The organism is Nostoc sp. FACHB-888 (assembly GCF_014696655.1).
Classification (GTDB): domain Bacteria; phylum Cyanobacteriota; class Cyanobacteriia; order Cyanobacteriales; family Nostocaceae; genus Nostoc.
Genome location: NZ_JACJQM010000059.1, coordinates 13,104 through 34,848 on the forward strand (window position 1 = coordinate 13,104; position 21,745 = coordinate 34,848).

At 42.3% G+C, this 21,745-nt stretch carries 16 protein-coding genes; 11 read left to right on the plus strand and 5 right to left on the minus strand.

What is annotated here, in order from left to right:
• Positions 1-241: 241 nt before the first annotated feature.
• A complete protein-coding gene (locus H6G26_RS26250; protein ID WP_190732688.1) occupies positions 242-1,525 on the plus strand; it encodes a valine--pyruvate transaminase in 1,284 nt (427 codons plus the stop codon).
• 446 nt (positions 1,526-1,971) lie between these two features.
• A complete protein-coding gene (gene rimM / locus H6G26_RS26255; RefSeq protein WP_190732721.1) occupies positions 1,972-2,679 on the plus strand; it encodes a ribosome maturation factor RimM in 708 nt (235 codons plus the stop codon).
• 45 nt (positions 2,680-2,724) lie between these two features.
• Here rimM and H6G26_RS26260 read toward each other — a convergent pair whose 3' ends face one another.
• The gene (locus H6G26_RS26260) at positions 2,725-4,941 is read right to left on the minus strand and encodes an FUSC family protein (protein WP_190732690.1); all 2,217 of its coding nucleotides are present in this window, start codon (positions 4,939-4,941) and stop codon (positions 2,725-2,727) included.
• Between the two features lie 124 nt (positions 4,942-5,065).
• Between H6G26_RS26260 and H6G26_RS26265 the strand changes: the two genes are divergently transcribed.
• On the plus strand, positions 5,066-5,833 hold the full coding sequence (locus H6G26_RS26265; RefSeq protein ID WP_190732692.1) for a Uma2 family endonuclease: 768 nt from the start codon (positions 5,066-5,068) through the stop codon (positions 5,831-5,833).
• A 108-nt stretch (positions 5,834-5,941) separates the two neighbouring features.
• Here H6G26_RS26265 and H6G26_RS26270 read toward each other — a convergent pair whose 3' ends face one another.
• From H6G26_RS26270 to H6G26_RS26285, 4 genes are all read right to left on the minus strand, one after another.
• The gene (locus H6G26_RS26270) at positions 5,942-7,198 is read right to left on the minus strand and encodes a lactate racemase domain-containing protein (protein ID WP_190732694.1); all 1,257 of its coding nucleotides are present in this window, start codon (positions 7,196-7,198) and stop codon (positions 5,942-5,944) included.
• 2 nt (positions 7,199-7,200) lie between these two features.
• Entirely contained in the window at positions 7,201-8,037 is an 837-nt protein-coding gene (locus H6G26_RS26275) for an SDR family oxidoreductase (RefSeq protein WP_190732696.1), read from the minus strand.
• A 192-nt stretch (positions 8,038-8,229) separates the two neighbouring features.
• On the minus strand, positions 8,230-9,648 hold the full coding sequence (gene uxaC / locus H6G26_RS26280; protein ID WP_190732698.1) for a glucuronate isomerase: 1,419 nt from the start codon (positions 9,646-9,648) through the stop codon (positions 8,230-8,232).
• Positions 9,649-10,069: 421 nt separating this feature from the next.
• Positions 10,070-11,104 carry a LacI family DNA-binding transcriptional regulator gene (locus H6G26_RS26285; protein WP_190732700.1) on the minus strand — a complete coding sequence of 345 codons (1,035 nt, stop codon included), beginning with the start codon at positions 11,102-11,104 and terminating at the stop codon, positions 10,070-10,072.
• Positions 11,105-11,531: 427 nt separating this feature from the next.
• On the opposite strand from H6G26_RS26285, the gene H6G26_RS26290 reads away from it, so the two are divergent.
• From H6G26_RS26290 to H6G26_RS26325, 8 genes are all read left to right on the plus strand, one after another.
• Positions 11,532-12,017 (plus strand): gluconokinase, encoded by a 486-nt coding sequence (locus H6G26_RS26290; protein ID WP_190732702.1) that lies wholly within the window; start codon positions 11,532-11,534, stop codon positions 12,015-12,017.
• 137 nt (positions 12,018-12,154) lie between these two features.
• A complete protein-coding gene (locus H6G26_RS26295) occupies positions 12,155-12,478 on the plus strand; it encodes a DUF1815 family protein (RefSeq protein ID WP_190732704.1) in 324 nt (107 codons plus the stop codon).
• A gap of 455 nt (positions 12,479-12,933) precedes the next feature.
• The gene (locus H6G26_RS26300) at positions 12,934-13,830 is read left to right on the plus strand and encodes an inositol oxygenase family protein (RefSeq protein WP_190732706.1); all 897 of its coding nucleotides are present in this window, start codon (positions 12,934-12,936) and stop codon (positions 13,828-13,830) included.
• 1,088 nt (positions 13,831-14,918) lie between these two features.
• On the plus strand, positions 14,919-15,926 hold the full coding sequence (locus H6G26_RS26305) for an ABC transporter substrate-binding protein (RefSeq protein WP_190732708.1): 1,008 nt from the start codon (positions 14,919-14,921) through the stop codon (positions 15,924-15,926).
• A gap of 157 nt (positions 15,927-16,083) precedes the next feature.
• Positions 16,084-17,109: an ABC transporter substrate-binding protein gene (locus H6G26_RS26310; protein WP_190732710.1), complete on the plus strand. Its 1,026-nt coding sequence runs from the start codon at positions 16,084-16,086 to the stop codon at positions 17,107-17,109.
• A 269-nt stretch (positions 17,110-17,378) separates the two neighbouring features.
• Entirely contained in the window at positions 17,379-18,935 is a 1,557-nt protein-coding gene (locus H6G26_RS26315) for a sugar ABC transporter ATP-binding protein (RefSeq protein ID WP_190732713.1), read from the plus strand.
• Positions 18,932-19,930, plus strand: coding sequence for a ribose ABC transporter permease (locus tag H6G26_RS26320; RefSeq protein ID WP_190732715.1), 999 nt, complete (start codon positions 18,932-18,934; stop codon positions 19,928-19,930). The genes H6G26_RS26315 and H6G26_RS26320 overlap by 4 nt, the downstream gene beginning before the upstream one ends.
• Before the next feature lie 177 nt (positions 19,931-20,107).
• Positions 20,108-21,508 (plus strand): sugar porter family MFS transporter, encoded by a 1,401-nt coding sequence (locus H6G26_RS26325; RefSeq protein ID WP_190732717.1) that lies wholly within the window; start codon positions 20,108-20,110, stop codon positions 21,506-21,508.
• The last annotated feature ends 237 nt before the right edge of the window (positions 21,509-21,745 follow it).

Below are 21,745 nucleotides of genomic sequence, written 5' to 3' on the forward strand. Positions count from 1 at the left end.
CAACACAGGGATTATTTCACTTAAACATATTGAGCGCATGATACACTTTTGTATCACTTCATCGTATCTACTAAGGACGATCGCCCCTATAACGATAAATATTATCTTTGTTAAAATATCATTCTCTAGCTAGATTGGTTAAAGGCGGTAACAGTTGTTTTGCCAACAATCTAAACTTGATGTCAGCAGCAACCCCCAAATAATTTGTCCACCTCTCAATTAATACATTTTGTCACAGCTTATGAACCCTGCCCTAACTCAAATTGGCGCTCAAATGTCCAACCTGACTGGCGTAAGAGCAATCATGAAGGATATTATCGAGACATTACGAGCGGGTACAGGGCAACAGTTTATTAATTTGAGTGCTGGTAATCCGTTGATTTTGCCAGAGGTAGAGCAATTATGGCGGGATTGTACTGCACAGCTTTTAGCTAGCCCTGAATATGGTGAGGTAGTTTGTCGCTACGGCTCAAGTCAGGGTTATGCACCATTAATTGAAGCGATCGCCAACGACTTTAACAAACGCTACGGGTTAAACTTAACCGAACGCAATATCCTCATTACCGCCGGCAGTCAAACCCTCTACTTCTACGCTGCTAATACTTTCGGTGGTTACACTCCTAGCGGCGAGTTAAAACAAATCGTTTTGCCCCTCAGTCCTGACTACACAGGTTACGGCGGTGTTTGCTTAGTTCCAAAAGCCTTAGTCGCCTACAAACCGACTCTTGATATTGATGCAGCCGCCCATCGATTTAAATATCGCCCCGACTTCAGCCAACTTACGATTACAGAAAATACGGGTTGTGTTCTCTTCTCTCGCCCTTGTAATCCCACTGGTAATGTTCTCACTGATGATGAGGTGAAAAAAATTGCTGCCCTGGCTGCGCCTTACAATCTGCCGGTGTTAATTGACTCGGCTTATGCGCCTCCCTTCCCGGCATTGAACTTTACCGAAATGACACCAGTGTTTGGCGATAACATCCTCCACTGCATGAGTTTATCAAAAGCGGGATTACCAGGAGAAAGGGTTGGTATTGCCATTGGGGATGAAAAGTGGATTGAAGCGCTGGAGTGTTTCCAGGCAAATATTAGTCTCCATTCTTCACGTTACGGCCAAGCGATCGCAGCTCTTGCAATCAACTCTGGCGCTTTAGTGGAAATTTCTCACAGTGTCATTCGTCCCTTTTACCAAAATAAATTTACCGTTTTAGAAACTAGCTTAGAACAAGCGATGCCCAAAGATTTACCTTGGTTCCTGCATCGCGGTGAAGGAGCAATTTTTGCTTGGTTGTGGTTACAGGATTTACCCATCAGTGATTGGGAATTTTACCAGCAACTTAAGCAAGTAGGTGTGATTATTGTCCCTGGAAGTACCTTCTTCCCCGGTTTAGAGGAAGAGTGGGCCCACAAACACCAATGCTTCCGCATCAGCCTCACAGGCAGCGATGAGGAGATAGCCACTGCTATGCAACGTTTAGCAAAAGTGGCTGAAGAAACTTATAAAGGTGCGGCGGTGACTGCCTAGTACCGCAAGGCGGAATTAAAAATTAAAAATTAAAAATTAAAAATGAATACAGCGTAAGTATTTCATTGATTTGGAATGGTGAGGCAGTCCGGTTTTCTCCCAAGGGGAGACGCCAAAGGCGATGGGGGTTCCCCCTATGAGTAATACCATTTCACAAAAAATCTGATACAGATGTAAGTAGGTCGGCGTAAATAATTATTGTTGCAATAAGGCAGGGAGCAGGGGGAGAAAGAGTTTGAGCCTTATTTACTTTTGTTTATATAGTTTGATTTTATTGCACCGACTTACTTAAACCTTGAAAGCATCACTGTATCTAAGTTTTTTAATTGCGAATTGCGAATTGCGAATTGCGAATTGGTATAACTGCCGTTGGCGCAGCGTTAGCGAGTCATCGAGCGTCAGGGGTGGTTTATTTCCGCCGTTTTGTACTAGTAGGAAAAATGGAAATGAAACACGAAGAAGCTAATAAAGAGATCGGAGGCAAAGGGGTAGAGAGGCAGAGGGGCAAGAGAGTAAAAGGAAATTCAAAAATTCAAAATGTCCAATCTCCAGTCCCTAATCCCCAGCCCGTAGTTCCCACTCCCCAATCTCCAGTACCCAATCTCGACGATTGGCTAGAAATTGGTAAGATTGTTGCCCCTCAAGGGTTATCTGGGGAATTACGCGTTTATCCTGTATCTGACTTCCCTGAAAGATTTGAGGTACCAGGGAAACGTTGGTTATTGCGTTCAGGTGACACAGAACCACAACCAATCGAATTATTGGCAGGACGTTATGTTACTAACAAAAACTTGTATGTGATCAAATTAGCTGGCGTGGAACATTGCGATCAGGCCGAGGCGTTGCGCGGTTGTAAGTTAATGGTACCAGCAAGCGATCGCCCCCAATTAGATGAAGATGAATATCATGTCCTCGATTTGATAGGCTTAGAAGTCTTCATGCAAGCATCTGGCGAACTCGTTGGTACGGTGGTAGATATCATCCCCGCCGGAAATGATTTGTTAGAAGTAAAGTTCCATGAATCATTTGCTACTGACAAAAAGCAACAGACTGTTTTGATTCCATTTGTGGAAGCGATCGCACCAGTCGTAGACTTGAAATCTCATCGTATTGAAATTACCCCGCCGCCTGGATTATTGGAAATTAATAATTAGCTCATTGCTGTCAACAATCTTGGCGATACATTAGAGGCGATCGCTTTATTTAGCTGATACGAGCCGTACCATTGCTGAGTGCATAGTAGTCAACCGTCGGACAATCTGATCAATCTCTAAATCTAATATGCTGTAATCAATGACTGCTTGACGAATAGGTGTATGTCCTTGATTGACAGCTAGCTCTTGTATACGCGCCGTACGTAGCGCTTGCAGGTGCGGTTGAATTTTTTGCAACGTTTCTTCTAAGTCAGGTAAAGGCGGTGGTATAACTTCCTGCTGTACTGAATCAGCTAACTGCTGTAACAGTAATGAAACTTGGCGAACAAAGGTTTCTAATTCTGGGAGTGGTACAGTTCCTCGAAAATACTCGAGATGTACAGCCAAAACTGTCACGGCATTAGTAAAACGTCCCATGTATACCAACAGTGTCATTACTGGTTCCACTATTCCTTTCTGCATCTGCGGTTCGCGCAGCAATCCTTGGAAAGAGGCTTGGGCATTACCAATTGCCAGCCCAGTTTGTCGGCGTTGACTGATAATCGTAGAGTCTTGCTCCTTTGTTCCTTGGTAAACAGCCATTACATCCCTAAAGTATTTGTGGGATTCTCGCAGCGCAGTGGCAAGTTGAGTGGGTAAGCGATCGCGTTCCCGATTTGGCAATACAAAATAATGACTCGCAAAAGCTAGTCCCGCGCCAATTAATGTATTCAACACGCGAAAGCCAGCAAATTCCCAACCAATCGGATGACCAATATCGATAATTAGTAAGACAAATATTGATAAGAAAATCACTGAATAAGCATAGTTGAAACTAATCAGGGAAATCCCACAAAAGACTGTCAGCACAATGATTATGTCTAACACAGGCTTACTTGTGATGGTTGCAACTATGACAGCTGCTAACACAGCTCCCAAGATAGTCCCGCCAACTCGCTGGAAGAAACGTTGGAAAGTTGCACCAAAGTTAGGTTTGAGGACTAAAATGCTTGTCAGTGTCACCCAATAGCCCATTGGTAAATTGGTAATGCTATACAAAATTACACCTATTGCTAGAGTCACAGCAATGCGGAGAGCATGGCGAAAGATTGCTGAGTCTAAAGTAAGGTTTTCTTTGAGTAAATCTAAGAGCGATCGCTGTTTATCTTCAACTACAAGAAGTGTATCTACATCTCGCCCACTCATTTTGCTGCGATCTATTAGAGATTTAGCTGTCTGAGCCATGTATTGCAATTGCTTCATCAGCTTTTCTATCATCAGCACCAAGTTAGTGAGAGCAACGAGAGTTGTGTAGTCTGTCTCACTCCCAGCAATTGCTTTTCTTTGCAGATTTTCTTGTTCTTTCAGTGCCTCATAGATGCGGTTGAGATTTCCCAGATCGATGCTGGTAGGCTTGCCAGATATGGCTTTCGCTATGGCTCGAAGAATCACTGATATTTGTTCGAGTGCATCGTCTACTAATTGCTGGACTGCGTGATATTGCTGATGTTGAAAGTGAGTTTCTAGTAACTCTGTTAAGGCAATAACTGAACCAAGCAAGCGATCGCCATCCTGAATTAGTACCAACAATTGTTCATCCATCCAACTCCGAGCCGGCTTTCCAATTCGTGCAGTACCTAAAGTAGTGCGTGCTGTCTCTAACGCCTTTCTAATTTCGAGAATATTTTCAGGTTTTGCCACTTTACCGAGAAATGCCTGAATGTAGTTAGCGATCGCACTGAAGCAGCCAGCCAAAGCTATCCGTAGGGGGTCATAAGGTCTAAAAGGCCACATTACTAACGAGAGTAACATTGCCCATCCGCCTGCAATAAGACATAGCAGCGATCGCATGAGTGCGGCTTCCAAGTTTCCTGGCTGTGCGATCGTGGAGATAAATGATATCCCTACCACTAGACCGACATTTGCGCCAGCATTACCGTACATGGATGCAAAACCTGAAGCAAGACCCCAGAGAAATGTCAGCACCACAGTTAGCACTGGAACTTTAGCAACTACAGTAGCCACAAACATTGAAACAGCCATTCCCAAAGTAGCCGCCGTCATTGCCTTAGCTTTTATCTGGTAAGGGCCACCAACATTTGCTAAGTTGACAAAGTAAGCCATTAAACCGATAAATAATCCGCTTTCTCTCTGGTTGATCAGTTGACCGATTAGCATGGGAACCCCCAATCCTAACGCTGCTCGCAAGCCGTTGGATATTGCTGGTTTTCCTGGCTGTGACTGGATCAGAAATTTCAGAAAATTACTTCGATTCAATTGCATTGTTTTTGTTAAAAAATTTGAATAATTTGAAGTTTTTAGTTAAATAGAGAGGCGGGTTTTCTGCGCCTTTTTTTGATCCTGGTATGGCAAGCGATAAGATTAAAAATAAATTCATGCTGTGTTTATGGCAACCCAACTCAGTGAAGCCAAATCCCAAACTGAACTGGTAATTTCTTGGGAAGCCTTACCCAAGGATTTTAAACTAGAGGATGAACCAGTGGAGAACACAGGTCAGCCACTTCTGGCTGGTGCTTTGCGTGAAAGCTTAGAAATCAGTGGATTCATCCAACCCCAGATGTTGATAGCTTCAAACTTTGGTCTTTGTGCGACAGTCAACGGCCAATTTATTGCCAAAGCACCTGACTGGGTTTACGTGCCGTCGGTTAATCAAGTTGTGGGTAATCGCAAAAGTTATACACCCAATTTAGAAGGGGATATCCCAGCGATCACCATCGAATTTTTATCCGATAGTGAGGGTGGAGAATATTCGGTCAAGCGAGCTTATCCACCAGGAAAATGGTTTTTCTACGAGCAAATTTTGCAAATTCCCATCTACGTAATTTTTGAACCAGATGGCGGTTTATTAGAATTCTATCAACTGGAAAATAAACGCTATGAGTTAAAGCAACCCGACGAAAATGGCCGCCATTGGATTGATGTAATGGGCTTATTTTTGGGAACTTGGCAAGGAACAAAAGAAGGGCGAAGTGGTTATTGGTTGCGCTGGTGGGATCAAGCTGGTAATTTATTACCGTGGGCTGTGGAACAGATTGAACAAGAACGCCAACGCGCTGAACAAGAACGCCAACGCGCTGAACAAGAACGTCAGCAAAAAGAACGGCTGATTGCTTATTTACAATCTCAGGGTATTGACCCGAATAATTTGTCCTAATAAATAACTTTACTAATTATGGGCTGTTGCGAAATACCCGTAAGGGAAAGAAACAAAAACCTAAATTGTAAAGTTTAGGAATCTCCGCCGTTTACGGCGGGGAGGATGTCAAATTGTACGGTATAGTATTTCGCCAGCCTTTGGCACAAGCAAGATACCTTCATCCTCGCGGTTAGCCCATTCAGAGGGTCTAATGGTAGCCGGATCACGATAGTTCAAGTTATGAGCAGCACACCGTTCAGCAGAAATGCCAGTAGCTAGAGTCACACGAATCCGCGCTTGTTCCCCTTTTATGGGATCAAATGTACCCATACCTTTTAAATGAGTACTATGGGCCAGCACTCCACCGGGATACTCTTGAAATTTATCCCACTGTTTGAGGAAGTAATCCCGCACATGATAACCAATTTGGGCTAGGATTTCGCCATGTGTATAGCTAAACTCGGTAATGTGAGGGGCGTATATAATTACTTCGCCTCCGTCGGCCACTACTGGCTCTAGCTTGTACATTCCTTTAGCTGCTGTCCAAATGTCGTCATACATTTGGGGCATTACTGAAAGCACTTGTTTAAAAGGCTTATCTACATATTTAATATGCAGTTTGACCGATAATTTTGCAGCAGCTTCCCAGGCTGACTCTGGTTGATCTATGTAAAGTCCAGCTAGTTCATTCGTTTTGGGTGCAACCACCATCGCCAAGCAAAGTTTCGGGATAGAAATCAGGTTAGCGGCTCGGTTAATTAAGCGTCGAACTGGTGTTATTCCCGGTGTACCAATAATTTCATAACAGGTGATTAATGCACCTAACCAATGTGATATATCAATTACTTCCTGACCACCAATGCCGGGAAAAAAATATTTATTTCCACCAGAGAAACCAACAACTTCGTGCGGAAAAACTGGGCCGCAAATCATTATTAAATCGTATTCTGTTACCAGTTTGTTTACACTGACTTCAACTGCCTGATGTAGCATTCCCCGGCTGATATCTGCTATTTCATCTGCCGAAATTACTCCACAAGAAATAAATGTATCCGGCTCATTCCAAAGGTGGTTAAATATCTGAACTTTTTTAAAGATTGTCTCTCGCTCCTCCTGTGTCACCCCCACCAAGCGATTGATTTGTTCTTGACTCATGAAATTATGTGTACCGAGAGCGATCAAAAAATCTAGAGCCGCTACCCTTTTACCCAACTCCTGATGAAGTAATCGAAACATTTGAGGGATGGGAGCAGTACGAGTGCCATCTGGAATTAATACTAAAATACGCTGTCCATCCAAGTTAGGATCTGCCAAAGCTTGATGAACTAGCTCGGAAACTTGCTGATCTGAAAGTGTCCCGTTAGTTACAGCCAGTGAATACATGATTAAACTCCACTGTAAATACTAAACCCACCGTCTACAGGTACAACTACTCCGTTGACGAAACTAGAACCAGAACTGCATAACCAGATTAAGGTGCTGAGTAATTCATCCGGTTTTCCAAAACGTCCGGCGGGGGTATGCTCGATAATTTTTTGCCCGCGAACGGTTAAGCTGCCATCTGTGTTTAGGAGTAAATCTCGATTTTGTTCCCCAATAAAGAAACCTGGTGCGATCGCATTTACTCGCATTCCATCTCCATACTTTTGGGCGAGTTCGACGGCTAACCAGCGAGTAAAGTTATCTATCCCGGCTTTAGCAGCTGAGTAGCCAACCACACGGCTGATCACCCGAATTGCAGACATAGAAGAAATGTTGACAATACAACCATAGGGCTGATTTTTTTCTATCATTGCTTTACCAAAAACTTGGCTGGGTAGTAGAGTACCGAGTAAGTTTAAGCTAACTACTTCCTCAAAAGCCGCGTGTGGCATATCAAAAATAGTTGCATCAGAAGTAATTGTGGCAGCCGGAATATTACCGCCTGCCATGTTTACCAAAATGTCTATTTGACCCCAACGTTGTATAATTACATCCCTGGCTATTTCTAACTGGGAGCGATCGCTAACATCTGCCAGCACAGCTATGCTTTCTCCACCGTTAGCAGTAATATCAGCTACTACTGCACCCGCCCGTGCTTCATTGCGACCCAAAACCACGACTCGCGCTCCAGCAAGGGCCAAACCCCGTGCCATAGCTCCACCAAGCACACCAGAACCGCCTGTGACTACTACTACCTGTTCTTTTAGGCTAAAAAGTTTATTTAAAATCCAGTCTGGCATAAATGATTTCCCTGGTTATTTCAATTTGTAATTAAAAAAGTTGATATTTAAACGCATAGGCGCTTCTCTACCAGACGCTACGCGAACACCTTCTTGCAGGGTAAGAGCGCAGAGGTACGCAGAGAGAAAAAAAGATTTTACGAGTGACTTTGAAATGGCTAGTCCTAATAGCTTGATTTGGGAAAATTGGTATTAGTCCAGTTTGTAAGCACTCTTAGCGAGGTCGTAAGCTAAAGCGCGGGCCATATCATACCCTTCCTCTTCCTCAACTAATTCTCGCGTTACCAATCCGGCTAACCAATTACAAGCTACTCGCCGCCAGACTGTATGACGAGCCGGAATAGAAACGAAAGCGCGGGTATCATCATTAAATCCGGCAGTGTTATAAAGTCCAGCAGTTTCCATTACCTGATTGAAGTAGCGTTCCATGCCATTTACGCTGTCATGAAACCACCAAGGCGGTCCGAGCAATACAGTGGGATAATGACCGGCTAGCGGAGCCAATTCTCGGCTGTAAGTGCTTTCATCCATGCCAAAAAGAATTAAACTAAAGCGCTTGTCATTACCGTAAGCTGACAACAACGGACGCAGATTTTGAGTCCATTCTATTTTCAACGGAATATCAGCACCTTTATCAGATCCAAATCTCTCAAAGAAAGCTGAGTTGTGGTTACGCATAACACCACAATGCATTTGCATCACCAAGCCATCTTCTACACTCATCCGAGCCATTTCCATGAACATATGACCGGTAAAATGCTCTACATCTCCTGGATTCAGCTTGCCGATTAATGCTCTAGAAAAGATAGCTTCTGCTTCGTGGTCAGAAAGGCGTGTAGTATAAGGTGTAGCTGCACTTTGATCCGTAGCGGTTGCGCCCATTTTTTTGAAAAAAGCCCGACGTTCTTCTAAAGCTTGTACAAAAGTGGCGTAAGTGCTAATTTCTCTACCTACAGCGCTTTCCAATTTAGTAATATTTTCGCGCCAACTAGGAGCATCTAGGTTAACTACTGCATCTGGTCGAAAAGTTGGTCTGATTTGAGTAAAACCTTCTTCGTGGAGCGATCGCTGACTCTCTAGGCTATCACTAGCTGCATCGGTAGTACAAAGCACTTCGATGTTAAAGCGTTTAAATAAAGCACGAGGGGAAAACTCAGGCAAAGCTAACAGACGTTCTAGGCAATCATAGATATGTCCGGCATTGCGAGAGTTTAAAGGTTCATCTACGCCAAAGACATTGGTTAGTTCGTCTTTGAGCCACAACCCGGACGGAGTACCTCGAAATAGATAAAAATGTTCGGCGAACAATTGCCAGATTTTGCGATGGTCTGTTTCTGTTGGTGCATCACTAGTAGGTATGCCTAAAGCTTGCAGAGGCACGCCCCGACTATAGAGCATTCGCAAAAGGTAGTGATCAGGGATAATAAATAATTCAGTCGGTGAACCAAAACGGGCTGCGGGATTAGCTAACAAGGCTGGATCTACGTGCCCGTGTGGACAGACCAGAGGTAGCGCAGATATGCTGTCAAAAAATTGATGAGCTAGCCGTCTTTGAACTGGTTCTGGAGAAAAGCAGCGATCGGGAGATAAACTTGGTTTTTTGGTTAACATAATTTTTGTTTGCTTAAAATTTTTAGTATTGCTGAGTGAAAATATGAATTTGCCTCATGCAGAGAGTAAGAATTTCTAATTTTTTCAATTCAGTTTGACTACCCAAGCCTCAGCCTCAAAACCAATGAACCAACAGATAAAAGTTTAGGGTGGAGTTATCAAGAAAGGCAGAGGGCAGGAGGTAGGAGACAGAAGGGAATTCTGATAGCGCAGCGTATACCCTTCGGGATGCTTCGCTTAGAGCGAGTATTCGAGCGTCTTCCTTTCCTCTGCTACGACCGGAGTCCGTAAGGGTTTAAGACCCCCACCAAATTTTCAATTTGGTGGCCCCAATTAAGTACGGTGTTGAATCCCCTTCTAAATTCAACCTTCTGCCTTCTGCCCTCTGCCTCCTGCCTTCTTCAATGACGGTAGATATGGTTTAAGATGACTTTCTTAATGCTGCACTACTGCTACGCTGTAATAGAGAAGGAGATAAAACGCGGTTTTCTACAGTTTTTTCTTCTAATAAATCGAGTAACATTTGCATGGCATAGCCACCAATTTCTAGCATTGGCTGGCTAACTGTCGTAAGTGCAGGCGTAACGTAACAGCCCAAAGCAATACCATCAAATCCAACCAAGCTTAAACTTCGTGGTACTAAAATACCTAGTTCTTGGCAGGCTAACAAAGCCCCAATCGCCACCATATCGTTGTAACAAAAGATGCCTGTTACCTCAGCAGCCAATAGTTTAGATAGCATCTGTTGCCCAGTCGTAACATCGCTGGTTCTGGTATTCTCTTGATCACTAATTGCAACCCAATCAGGATTTTGTGGTAAACCAGCTTCAGCAAGAGCCATTCGATATCCTTGTAGGCGCTGCTGATTCGACCTGCTGCGATCGCCTACACCTAGATAACCAATAGCGGTATGTCCCAGACTTATTAAATGGTCTGTGGCTAATCTAGCACCTAAGCGATCGTCTATTGCCACTGAGTGAAATATTTCTGATTGCTCTTCGGCCTGGCTGTTAATTAGAACTGTTGGCACTGCAATTTGTGTCAGTTGCTTGGTGTGCTGTTTACTAATTCGTGAGTCGGCTACTAAGATTCCGTCCACTCTCCGGCGATGAAAAGTATTTATAGCTGCTATTTCCTGCTCAAAATCTCGGTGTGAAGCACTTAACAAAACACTCAAGCCTGTCGGTCTAGCTATCTGTTCAATTCCATCTACTACCTCAGCAAAAAAGGGATCTGCTATTGAAGTTACTACTACTCCAATAGTATTAGTGCGTTTATTTTGCAAGCTTTGAGCGATCGCATTCGGCACATAGTTCATTTCTTGCGCCAGTTGCTTAATTTCCTCTCGCACTTTAGGGCTAATAAGAGCGTTATCTCGCAAAGCACGTGAAACAGTAGAATGAGAAACGCCTGCTCTGCGAGCAATATCTTCAATAGAAATTCTTCGTTTATTCATTTTTTATCTTAGAGGTTGTTTGAAAAGTTTTTCGCTGTGACTTTAGGCACTTTTAGATCCTCCTTAACCCCTTAAAAAGTGGGTAACCAGAATCAAAGTCCCTCTTTTTTAGGGAAGCCACTGTGGTCTTCTCCCAAAGGGAGAGGCTAGCGCCTTCCGTAGAGAAGGGGTTTACCAAAGTGGAGCAAGTGCCGTGGATTTAGAACTTTTGATATCGGCAAGAGGACTTTTCAAACATCCTCTTAAGTTTTAACTATTGCACACGTGTGCATATATATTTTATTATAGAAAATAATCGTTATTTGTCAAACTGTACAAAATTAACTAGGTAGACAAGTAACTTGAGTAAATTGTTATCAGTAGTCCTGACTTCTACCTCGATTTCAATAACTTAACTTTTCTTAAGTAAAATATGATTAAGCAGTCAATGATTATTATCGTAATGGGTGTATCTGGCTCTGGCAAAACCACAATAGGAAAACTCTTAGCAGACTTGTTACAATGGGAGTTTAGCGATGCTGATGCTTTCCACTCGCCAGAGAATGTTGAGAAAATGCGGTGCGGTATTCCTCTAAGTGAAGCTGACAGGATGCCTTGGTTGCAAGATTTACAAACAGCTATAAAACATTGGCTGCAAGAAAATAAAAATGTGGTGCTGGCGTGTTCGGCTCTAAAAGATAGTTATCGGCAATTTCTGGTATTGGATTGCGAACGCATCAAGCTAGTTTACCTCAAAGGGTCTTATGAGCTGATTCAAAAGCGGCTACAAGAGCGTAGCAATCATTACATGAGTGAAAAACTCCTCAACAGTCAGTTTAATACTCTTGAAGAGCCATTAAACATCTTATCTATGGATGTTGCACAACCACCCCAGATAATTGTCCAAAACATTAGAACGGCTTTAGAAATTTAGCTTATTGGTTACAAGCGCAAGATTAAGATTAATAACGTCTTTACTAAAACAGGAACTTTTGGTAATTAAATTACGTCGGACGTAAATCTAAAGAAATTTTAAAATTAACCACATAAGTGGAGTGGTAGGAGAGAAAAGTGTTTTTAAGATTAGCGCAACAGCATCAGGAATTCGCCCAAGACTTGGTAATGAACCTGCAAGCCTTGACAATTATACTTGAGCGGCGTGGCTATACTGCGTCTTGTTATATATGCGGTGACCAAATGCAGAGTGCTTCATTTATGGTTAGCCTAGGAGAAAAACACTTGATTCGGTTTTTAGTGTCTGATTACGGGATAACCTGGATGGAATTATGGGACGATCGCGAATTAATGAAGTTGGAGGGTGCAGAAGCGATAAGCCAGTTACAAGAGTTGGCTAATATTGTTAAGCATTCTCTTGCTATACAATTGACAAATTGATTCTCCTCTGCATAGAGTTGATAAAAAAGATTAATATATATTATTTTGCCTACGTCTTTAAATAAAAGATGAGCTTATATTTTAGTATAGTTATGCCCGTTTAAGTATAAATGCGGTATAATTTAGTTGTTGCTAAGAAGGCATCCAACAGATTTTATCTATTTTCGACATAGGAGTGAAAAGATTGTAGAGACGTTGCAATGCAAGGTCTTACAAGGATTTCAGGTAACGCAAAATCAATTTCTGGAGATGTCTTTTGTTAACGTGTTACCTAATTTCTAATTTCTCCTGCTCCAAGCTAATTTAACAAAATACGACGAAAAGAAACTTAACACACGTTTTTTGCACACGTGTGCAAAAATTAAAAATAAGTCCAATACAGGTTTTGCACACCTGTGCATAAGGTGGAGTGCGAAAGTACCATTTAACAAATCAATATCGACAAGTAAAAAGATATGTCTCAAAGTCTAAATAATGCCATCGAACAAGCTCAAAACAATCCCTTACATTCGCTAGAAGAATGGGAAGAAGACTTGCTGAATCGCTATCCCGATCCGGACAGCATAGTTAAAGAAGGTAAAACCACCAAAGAGTACAGGAATTATGAAACGCCGACTAGAGACACGGTGAAAGAGTTTTATCGGTTAAATCATATCAATCAAACATATGATTTTGTATTAGAGAAAAAAGAAGACTTTCTGAAGTTGGATAAGAAAGAAATGTCTGTCTGGGATGCATTAGAGTTTTTGAATCAATTGGTTGATGATTCAGATCCTGATACAGACTTAGACCAATTACAGCACCTATTGCAAACATCAGAAGCCATTCGCGCTGATGGCCACCCAGACTGGATGGTACTTACTGGCTTGTTTCATGATATGGGGAAGGTACTTTGCTTATTTGGTGAACCCCAATGGGCTACAGTAGGCGATACCTATCCTGTGGGTTGTGCATTTTCTGATAAGATTATTTTTTCGGAATTTTTCAAACAAAACCCTGATTATAGTAACCCTACATATAACTCCGTATATGGTGTTTACGAGCCGAATTGTGGTTTGAGTAATGTACATATGTCATGGGGACATGATGAGTATGTATATTACATGATGGAAAACTATTTGCCCGAATCTGCATTATATATCCTTCGCTATCACTCATTTTATCCTCAACATCGTGAAAATGCTTACGAACATTTGATGGATAAACACGATAAAGAAATGTTTAAATGGGTGAAGTTATTTAATTCCTACGATTTGTATTCAAAAAACCCTAATCCTCGAGACTGGCAAAAATTAAAGCCTTACTATGAAAATTTAGTGGCTAAATATTTACCCAGAACTTTGAAATTCTAAATTTTCCCTAGTAATAAAGGTAAACAATTTCAAACATTCCTTACAAATTATAACTGATTGAGCTTGTGGAGATTGCAAATATTTTAACCTAATGATGAATAACAATTCTTCGGCAAGCCTAAACGAGTAAAATATTTTCCAAGAAAAAATAGTAAATTGCCAGTTATAAACCTATAAAACATCTGTGCGAATGCCCTAAAGTTTATAGCTATTGGCTCAAATTTTCTTTAATTACCAGAGCAACTAAACAGACAATAACTACTTATTGCGTCCGTTCTTTCATATCTTGACAACGGTGATAATAGGTTAAGAATGACTTTTTTAGTATTTCTTCTCCCTATGTCCAAAGAATTATTCTGATCGAGATATAACAAGATTAGCTCTGACCAATTAGTATAGCTAATAAGCATACTTGGCAGGTGCATTTGAGTAAACTCCAAAAATAAAACACGAGGATTTTTACGTATGGTAATAGGCTATGTATTTCTACCCCTAAAGGATAGATTAAAGCAAAAATTTTCCTCTGAGAGGACTAACTTACCTCAACTCAACTTCAGTTAAACGTATTAAGTTTTTTTAAATTCTACTAAGCTGAAAATTACTTAATTTTTCGCAACTACTCTAGTGGAAAAAATTAAACTACATAGAAATAGAATAGTTTTCTTGGCTTTGTAAAGTTCGATAAACGGAGATCATATTTACAATTTTGCAGGTTAAACTGAAATAATCTAAAAGTAAATACAGATTTTCAATTCTCATAAAATCAGGTTTTACTAATTTTAGTTAATATCTGTTTTTATTCCGCACGCTTCCAAATGGATTTTCACAAAAAATGTGATTTTTTGAAGTAGTGTAACGCTCATAATTTTGCTTTAAAAAAACAACCCATTTGATTTAGGGCAATTAATAGCGCTAGCTCAAGTTAGGTCACATTATCAAATTTTTGGAAGTTGTTTAAATTGCCAAATCTAGTAGTAGTGCTAGGTTCTGTCTGAAATTTTTAGACCTAACTGATCTTGTGATAACTTGGCAAAATTATCTTCTTTTGACTTTTTTGAATTTAAATCCGTTGTTAAAAATAGATGAAGATGAAGAGATTTTCGCTCATACTTGGCATATTAGGTTTCGCTGTTGTTGGTTGCACAAATGGCGCTCAAAACGACAACGCTGCTAATAATACTGGTACTAACACTGCTACCAACGCTAGTTTAGAGAGTCAGGCTAATGCTCCAAATAGAAAATTGCAAACAATTGGTGTTGCTTTGGGTGACTTAGGTAACCCTTTTTATAATGCAGTGCAGAAAGGGGCTGAGACAGAAGCTAAGAAAATCGGGGGTAATATCAGAGTTAATGCGGTTTCCAGCGCCTTTGATCTGAACCAACAAACTAATCAAATTGAAAATTTCACTGCTGCAAATACTGATTTAATTATCATTAGTGCAGTTGATAAAAAAGGAGTTAAACCGGTAATTGATCAAGCAAGGCTTGCAGGTAAGGTTGTGATTGCAGTAGATTCAGCCATTGATGCAGATGTGGATGCAATGATTAGCTCCAACAATACCCAGGCTGGTGAGATTGCTTGTCAATATATTGCCGATCGCCTCAAAGGTCAAGGTAGTATAGTCATCCTCAACGGGACTCCGATGGACTCAATAAATCAGCGAGTGAGTGGCTGTGAAAATTCATTGTCCAAATATCCTGATATCAAACTCATCTCTAAAAACCAAAACGCAGAAGGGACTAGGGATGGCGGACTCAGAGTTATGAGCGATTTGCTCACAACCTTTCCGAAAATTGATGCTGTTTTTGCTACTAATGATCAAAGCGGTGTTGGTGCAGATTTAGCTGCTAGGCAAGCAAGACGCAATGAATTTTTTATTGTTGGGGTTGACGGTTCGCCAGATGCAACCAAAGCAATGGAAGACAAAGATGGTTTATTTGCTGCAACTGCTGCTCAAAATCCCGCCGGGATGGCCCAAAAAGCAGTTCAGTTAGGAAATGATATCATCCAGGGCAAAAAACTTGAGTCATCTGACATTCTAATTCCAGTCAAGTTGGTTACTAGAGAGAACCTTAGCAGCTACAAAGGCTGGTAATTTGTAATACTTGCCTCCGGCGAGAAGCAAGCTACGTAATTCGTAATTACAACATACAGAAAAAGGCTTGATACGGGAGGGTTAGAATTTTTGACCCTGTTTAAAAAATACATCGGTTGCAAATTCGGTGTAAATCAAAATGACTTTTAGGAGGTATATGAATGTGAGAAAGATTGTAATCGCAGCTAGCATACTAGGTATCATTAGTGGTAACCTTGTTAGCTGTATAAATAGTTCTCCCGATGGCAACACTGCTACTAACACTGATACTACAACTGCTATCAATACTAGTGCAGAAAGTAAAATTGCCACTGGGAATAAAAAGTTGCGATCGGTTGCCTTCACCGTTGGCGATCTAAGTAACCCTTTCTTCGTTGTTATGGGCGAAGCAGTTGAGGCAGAAGCGAAGAAAATTGGCGGAAAAGATGTCAATGTTATTATAGCTTCCAGCGCCTATGATCTCAACCAACAAGCCAATCAAATTGAAAATTTTACTGCTGCGAATATTGACATCATTGTTTTAAATGCTGCTGATAAAAGTGGAATTAGACCAATAGTAGAAAAAGCTAAACAAGCAGGTACAATTGTCGTTGCCGTAGACACAGGTGCTGAGGGAGGTGTGGATGCCACTATCACTACTAATAATGTCCAAGCTGGAGAAGTTAGTTGTCAATATATTGCTGACCGCCTTAAAGGTAAAGGCAATGTAGTAATAGTTAATGGGCCGCCAGTGGACTCGGTGATTCAGCGAGTTAGTGGCTGCGAGAATGTATTGTCTAAATATCCCGATATCAAAATCCTCTCTAAAAACCAGAATGCAGGCGGTAGTCGGGATGGAGGACTCAGAGTAATGACTGATTTGCTGACAACCTTTCCGAAGATTGATGCGGTTTTTGCTATTAACGATCCGAGTGGGGTTGGCGCAGAACTAGCAGCAAACCAAGCACAACGTAAAGAATTCTTTATTGTTGGAGTTGATGGTGCGCCAGAAGCAATCACTGCGATCGCAACTAAAGGTAGTTTATATGCTGCAACTGCTACTCAAAATCCGCGAGGAATGGCCCAAAAAGCAGTTCAGGTTGGCAACGACATCTTAAAGGGTAAAAAACCTGAGTCACCTACCATTCTGATTCCAGTTAAGTTGATCACAAAAAATAATGTCAACACAGAAAAAGGCTGGTAAATAATAAACATTGTGAATTTACAATTAAAAATTATGTCTAATCTGAGTTGAGTCTTTTGATGCATTGACAGAGTTTTTGCACATACCCATGATGTATATATGCATCTGCGAAAAGCTTTGAACGTCGCCTTCCAACATTCAGAACTTTCCAAAATAGCGATCGCTTTTTAAAACATAATTTTGTGATGATTTTAATTTCACATCAAGTGTGAGTTTGTTAATTTTTAACTCACAATGCAATTTTTAAATTGTTTTTAGAGGTTCTGCTCATGACAACAACTACTGAAACCTCATCTCCTGATACACCAACCACCACCCCTGTATTAGAAATGCAAGGGATTACGAAACGATTTCATGGTGTATCTGCGCTCCAAAATGTCAATCTCACCATTTATCCAGGAGAAGTCCACGCCCTCATGGGTGAAAACGGAGCAGGCAAAAGCACATTGATGAAAATCCTGGCTGGGGCTTACATTGCAGATGAAGGAGAAATTCGCATCAATGGTCAACCCCTGAAAATTACCGATCCGGCAACAGCACGCAAGGCAGGTATTAATCTCATTTATCAAGAACTGAATGTTGCACCTAATTTAACCGTTACCGAAAATATGTTTATGGGTAGCGAGTTGCGGCGAGGTCAGTTTTTAGACCGCAAAGCGATGCAACTTGAAGCAGAACAAGTGCTAGAAAGCCTTGGAGCCAATTTTACAGCCCAGACTGTAGTTGGTACCTTATCGATCGCAGAACAGCAGCAAGTGGAAATTGCCAGGGCGCTGAAAGACAAAAGCCGCGTTTTGGTGATGGATGAACCTACAGCAGCACTGTCTGACCGGGAGAGTGAGCATTTGTTTGAGGTAATTCGCAAACTACGGCGTGATGGCATTGCCATTATCTACATCAGCCATCGGATGGAAGAAATCTATGCCTTAGCTGACCGGATTAGTGTGCTGCGTGATGGTCAATATATTGGCAGCCTCACACGCAGTGAAATTTCTCCCCAGCGATTAGTGCAGATGATGGTCGGTCGCTCTATGCAAGACTTTTACGAACATCAACGGCAAATGCATCCTGGGCCAGTGGTGCTGGAAGTCAGAAATATGAGTGATGCCCGCAAAAAGATTGAGCCAGCTAGTTTTGAAGTTCATGCTGGAGAAATTCTTGGTCTAGCAGGGCTGGTTGGTGCAGGACGTACAGAACTATCACGGCTGATTTTCGGTGCTGACCGCAAAGCAAGTGGTGAAGTATTCCTGAATGGGATAAAACTGGAAATTAATTCGCCCAGTGATGCCATTGCTGCGGGAATTGGCTACGTCCCAGAAGACCGCAAAGATCAAGGCTTATTTCTAGAGATGAGCGCCCGCAAGAATATTGCCATCAACACACTTAAGCAGGATGCCAAAGCTGGAGTTGTTAACTGGAGTTCAGTTAATCGGCTGTCAACAGATGCGGTAGAAAACTTTAATATCCGCCTGGCCAATTTAGAAATTAGAGCGCTGGATCTTTCTGGTGGTAATCAGCAGAAGTTACTGCTAGCACGTTGGTTAGCCATTAAACCGAGAGTCTTGATGTTAGATGAGCCGACACGCGGCGTAGATATCGGTGCCAAAAGTGAAATTTACCGAATTATGAGCGAATTGGCAGCACAAGGTATTGCTATTTTAATGGTTTCCAGCGAGCTATCAGAGATTGTCGGCATGAGCGATCGCGTCTTGGTAATGCGAGAAGGACAGCTGGTAGGCGAACTCGACGGCAGCCCTGGTAAAGAGATCACCCAAGAAAAGATTATGCACTATGCAACTGGAGCATCGGAGGTATCAGAATCATGAGTCAGACAATCAGACCGCCTGCCAAGAAATTAGGCAACAATCCCGCACCCCGCAACCGGAAATCAATTAGCACTTTACTAGAAGTTGCGGGTATTCTGCCAATTCTAGTAATTATCTGCATCTTATTTGCATTCCTTTCCCCCAACTTCCTCACAGGCAATAACATCGTTAACATCTTGCGTCAGGCATCAATCAATATTGTGCTGGCGACAGGAATGACCTTTGTAATTCTCACCGGAGGTATTGACCTTTCAGTTGGGTCAATATTGGCTGTTTCTGCCGTAGTTGCCTTGCTAGTATCGCTACTGCCGGCTTTAAGTTGGGCAGCCGTGCCTGCTGCGTTGCTGGCAGGATTGTTTTTGGGCTTACTCAACGGCGCTCTCATCACCTTTTTAGATGTACCACCTTTTATTGTCACGTTAGGTTCACTAACTGCCTTGCGGGGTGTGGCCTTTTTGATTGCTCAAGGAACAACACTGATTAACCGTGACATCAATTTTGCTTGGGTGGGTAATACCTATCTTGGCCCCTTTCCTTGGCTAGTGATAATTGCACTACTGAGTGTGATAGCTAGCTGGTTTGTGCTGCGGCAAACTGTTCTAGGAGTGCAGATATATGCCGTTGGTGGTAACGAGCGAGCAGCGAGATTAACTGGGATTAAAGTTAATCGGGTCTTGCTATTCGTCTATGGTATTAGTGGATTACTGGCAGGTTTAGCAGGAATCATGAGTGCCAGTCGTCTTTATAGTGCCAGTGGCGTATTAGGTCAGGGTTACGAATTAGATGCGATCGCTGCTGTTATTCTTGGTGGAACCAGCTTTACAGGCGGTATTGGCACCATTGGCGGAACTCTTTTAGGTGCATTAATCATTGCTATTCTCAACAATGGTTTAACTCTGTTGAACCTATCTTACTTCTGGCAACTAGTCGTCAAAGGACTAGTAATTATTTTGGCAGTGATGATTGATCGACTCCGCAGACGTTCTAGAGGGTAAAGAGGCAGGGGAGCAGGGAGCAGGGGGCAGGGAGCAGGGGGAGCAGGAGAAGAAATATTGATTATTAACCAATGCCCAATGCCCAATGCCCAATGCCCAATGCCCAATGCCCAATGCCCCATGCCCAATGCCCAATGCCCCATGCCCAATGCCCAATATATAAACAATATATAAACTATGACCTCCACTACTACTCGTCGTAAATCAAACACATTTTATGTCGTTTTGATTGCTGGTGCTGCTGCCCTCGGCGGCTTTCTGTTCGGTTTTGACACTGCTGTAATCAATGGTGCAGTTGGCGCTCTTTCTAATGCCTTTAACGCCAACAGTGTATTAACGGGTCTTGCAGTGTCACTGGCATTGTTGGGGTCTGCGATAGGAGCCTTCTACGCAGGGAAAATTGCAGACCGCTATGGTCGAGTCAAGGCAATGGTAGCAGCTTCGGTGTTGTTTACCATTAGTGCTATTGGCTCCGGGATTGCCTTCGGAATCTGGGATTTTATCTTTTGGCGGGTATTAGGTGGGATTGCAGTCGGTGCTGCTAGTGTAATTGCACCAGCTTATATCGCAGAGTGTTCTCCAACCCATTTGCGAGGAAGATTAGGATCTCTGCAACAATTAGCGATCGTAGTTGGAATTTTCATTGCACTGTTATGTGACTACTTTATTGCTGTGTCAGCAGGTTCAGCTGAGGCACCGTTTTTGTTTGGCATAGCTGCTTGGCGCTGGATGTTTTGGACAGAAATTCCTCCAGCCGTACTCTATGGAATGTCAGCTTTAATGATTCCCGAATCTCCCCGGTACTTGGTTGCTCAAGGGCGGGAACCAGAAGCTGCTAACGTTCTGACCAAGATTTTGGGGGGTGACGTACTGGCAAAAATCGAAGAAATTCGGCACACAGTGCTTCGAGAACGCGAACCCAGTTTTTCTGACCTCTTAAGCAGAAATGGTGGACTCCTTCGGATTGTTTGGATAGGAATAGGCTTATCTGTATTACAGCAATTTGTTGGTATTAATGTCATCTTCTACTACAGCAGCGTTTTGTGGCGTGCAGTCGGGTTTTCAGAGCAAGGTTCCCTAACAATCACGGTGATTACAGGAGCCGTAAATATTATTACAACATTGATTGCGATCGCCTTTGTAGATAAATTTGGTCGCAAGCCCTTGCTTATAATAGGGTCGATTGGTATGACCTTTACCTTAGGGACGATGGCTTATATTTTCGGCAACGCTCCCCTAGATGCTGCTGGGAACCCCAATCTCACCGGAAGCGCAGGTACTATAGCTCTCATTGCAGCTAATCTCTATGTATTTTGCTTCGGTTTCTCTTGGGGGCCAGTGGTTTGGGTGCTTTTGGGAGAAATGTTTAATAACAAAATTCGAGCGGCTGCACTTTCAATTGCTGCTGCCATGCAATGGGTTGCGAATTTCCTCGTTTCCACAACATTTCCTCCTATACTGCAATATTTCGGTCTAGGTTCTGCCTATGGACTCTATACAATTGCAGCAGCTACCTCATTCTTTTTCATTCTCTTTTTTATTAAAGAAACCAAAGGAATTGAGTTAGAAGATATGTAATTTGCATCCATCTAGTACTGTTGTGGCGTAATTCGTAATTCTGGGCTAAATCATTCGTGAAAAGCCATATCCTCGATTTCTTTAAAGGAAGACCGCATTGGCTGGCCTTAATTCTCTCCCCGCAAGCGGCTACGGTGTACACACAAGTCTTATAGAGTTGCCCCAGAGCCTTTTGATCCCCCCAACCCCCCTTAAGAAGGGGGGCAAAAGTCTCTTAAAGTCCCCCTTTTTAAGGGG

Coding starts and splice junctions, on each gene's coding strand:
- H6G26_RS26250 (WP_190732688.1), top strand. CDS start 242: ATGAACCCTGCCCTAACTCAAATTGGCGCTCAAATGTCCAACCTGACT.
- H6G26_RS26325 (WP_190732717.1), top strand. CDS start 20,108: ATGACCTCCACTACTACTCGTCGTAAATCAAACACATTTTATGTCGTT.
- H6G26_RS26305 (WP_190732708.1), top strand. CDS start 14,919: ATGAAGAGATTTTCGCTCATACTTGGCATATTAGGTTTCGCTGTTGTT.
- H6G26_RS26270 (WP_190732694.1), bottom strand. CDS start 7,198: ATGTATTCACTGGCTGTAACTAACGGGACACTTTCAGATCAGCAAGTT.
- H6G26_RS26260 (WP_190732690.1), bottom strand. CDS start 4,941: ATGCAATTGAATCGAAGTAATTTTCTGAAATTTCTGATCCAGTCACAG.
- H6G26_RS26290 (WP_190732702.1), top strand. CDS start 11,532: ATGATTATTATCGTAATGGGTGTATCTGGCTCTGGCAAAACCACAATA.
- H6G26_RS26265 (WP_190732692.1), top strand. CDS start 5,066: ATGGCAACCCAACTCAGTGAAGCCAAATCCCAAACTGAACTGGTAATT.
- H6G26_RS26285 (WP_190732700.1), bottom strand. CDS start 11,104: ATGAATAAACGAAGAATTTCTATTGAAGATATTGCTCGCAGAGCAGGC.
- H6G26_RS26310 (WP_190732710.1), top strand. CDS start 16,084: ATGAATGTGAGAAAGATTGTAATCGCAGCTAGCATACTAGGTATCATT.
- H6G26_RS26300 (WP_190732706.1), top strand. CDS start 12,934: ATGTCTCAAAGTCTAAATAATGCCATCGAACAAGCTCAAAACAATCCC.
- H6G26_RS26315 (WP_190732713.1), top strand. CDS start 17,379: ATGACAACAACTACTGAAACCTCATCTCCTGATACACCAACCACCACC.
- rimM (WP_190732721.1), top strand. CDS start 1,972: ATGAAACACGAAGAAGCTAATAAAGAGATCGGAGGCAAAGGGGTAGAG.
- uxaC (WP_190732698.1), bottom strand. CDS start 9,648: ATGTTAACCAAAAAACCAAGTTTATCTCCCGATCGCTGCTTTTCTCCA.
- H6G26_RS26320 (WP_190732715.1), top strand. CDS start 18,932: ATGAGTCAGACAATCAGACCGCCTGCCAAGAAATTAGGCAACAATCCC.
- H6G26_RS26275 (WP_190732696.1), bottom strand. CDS start 8,037: ATGCCAGACTGGATTTTAAATAAACTTTTTAGCCTAAAAGAACAGGTA.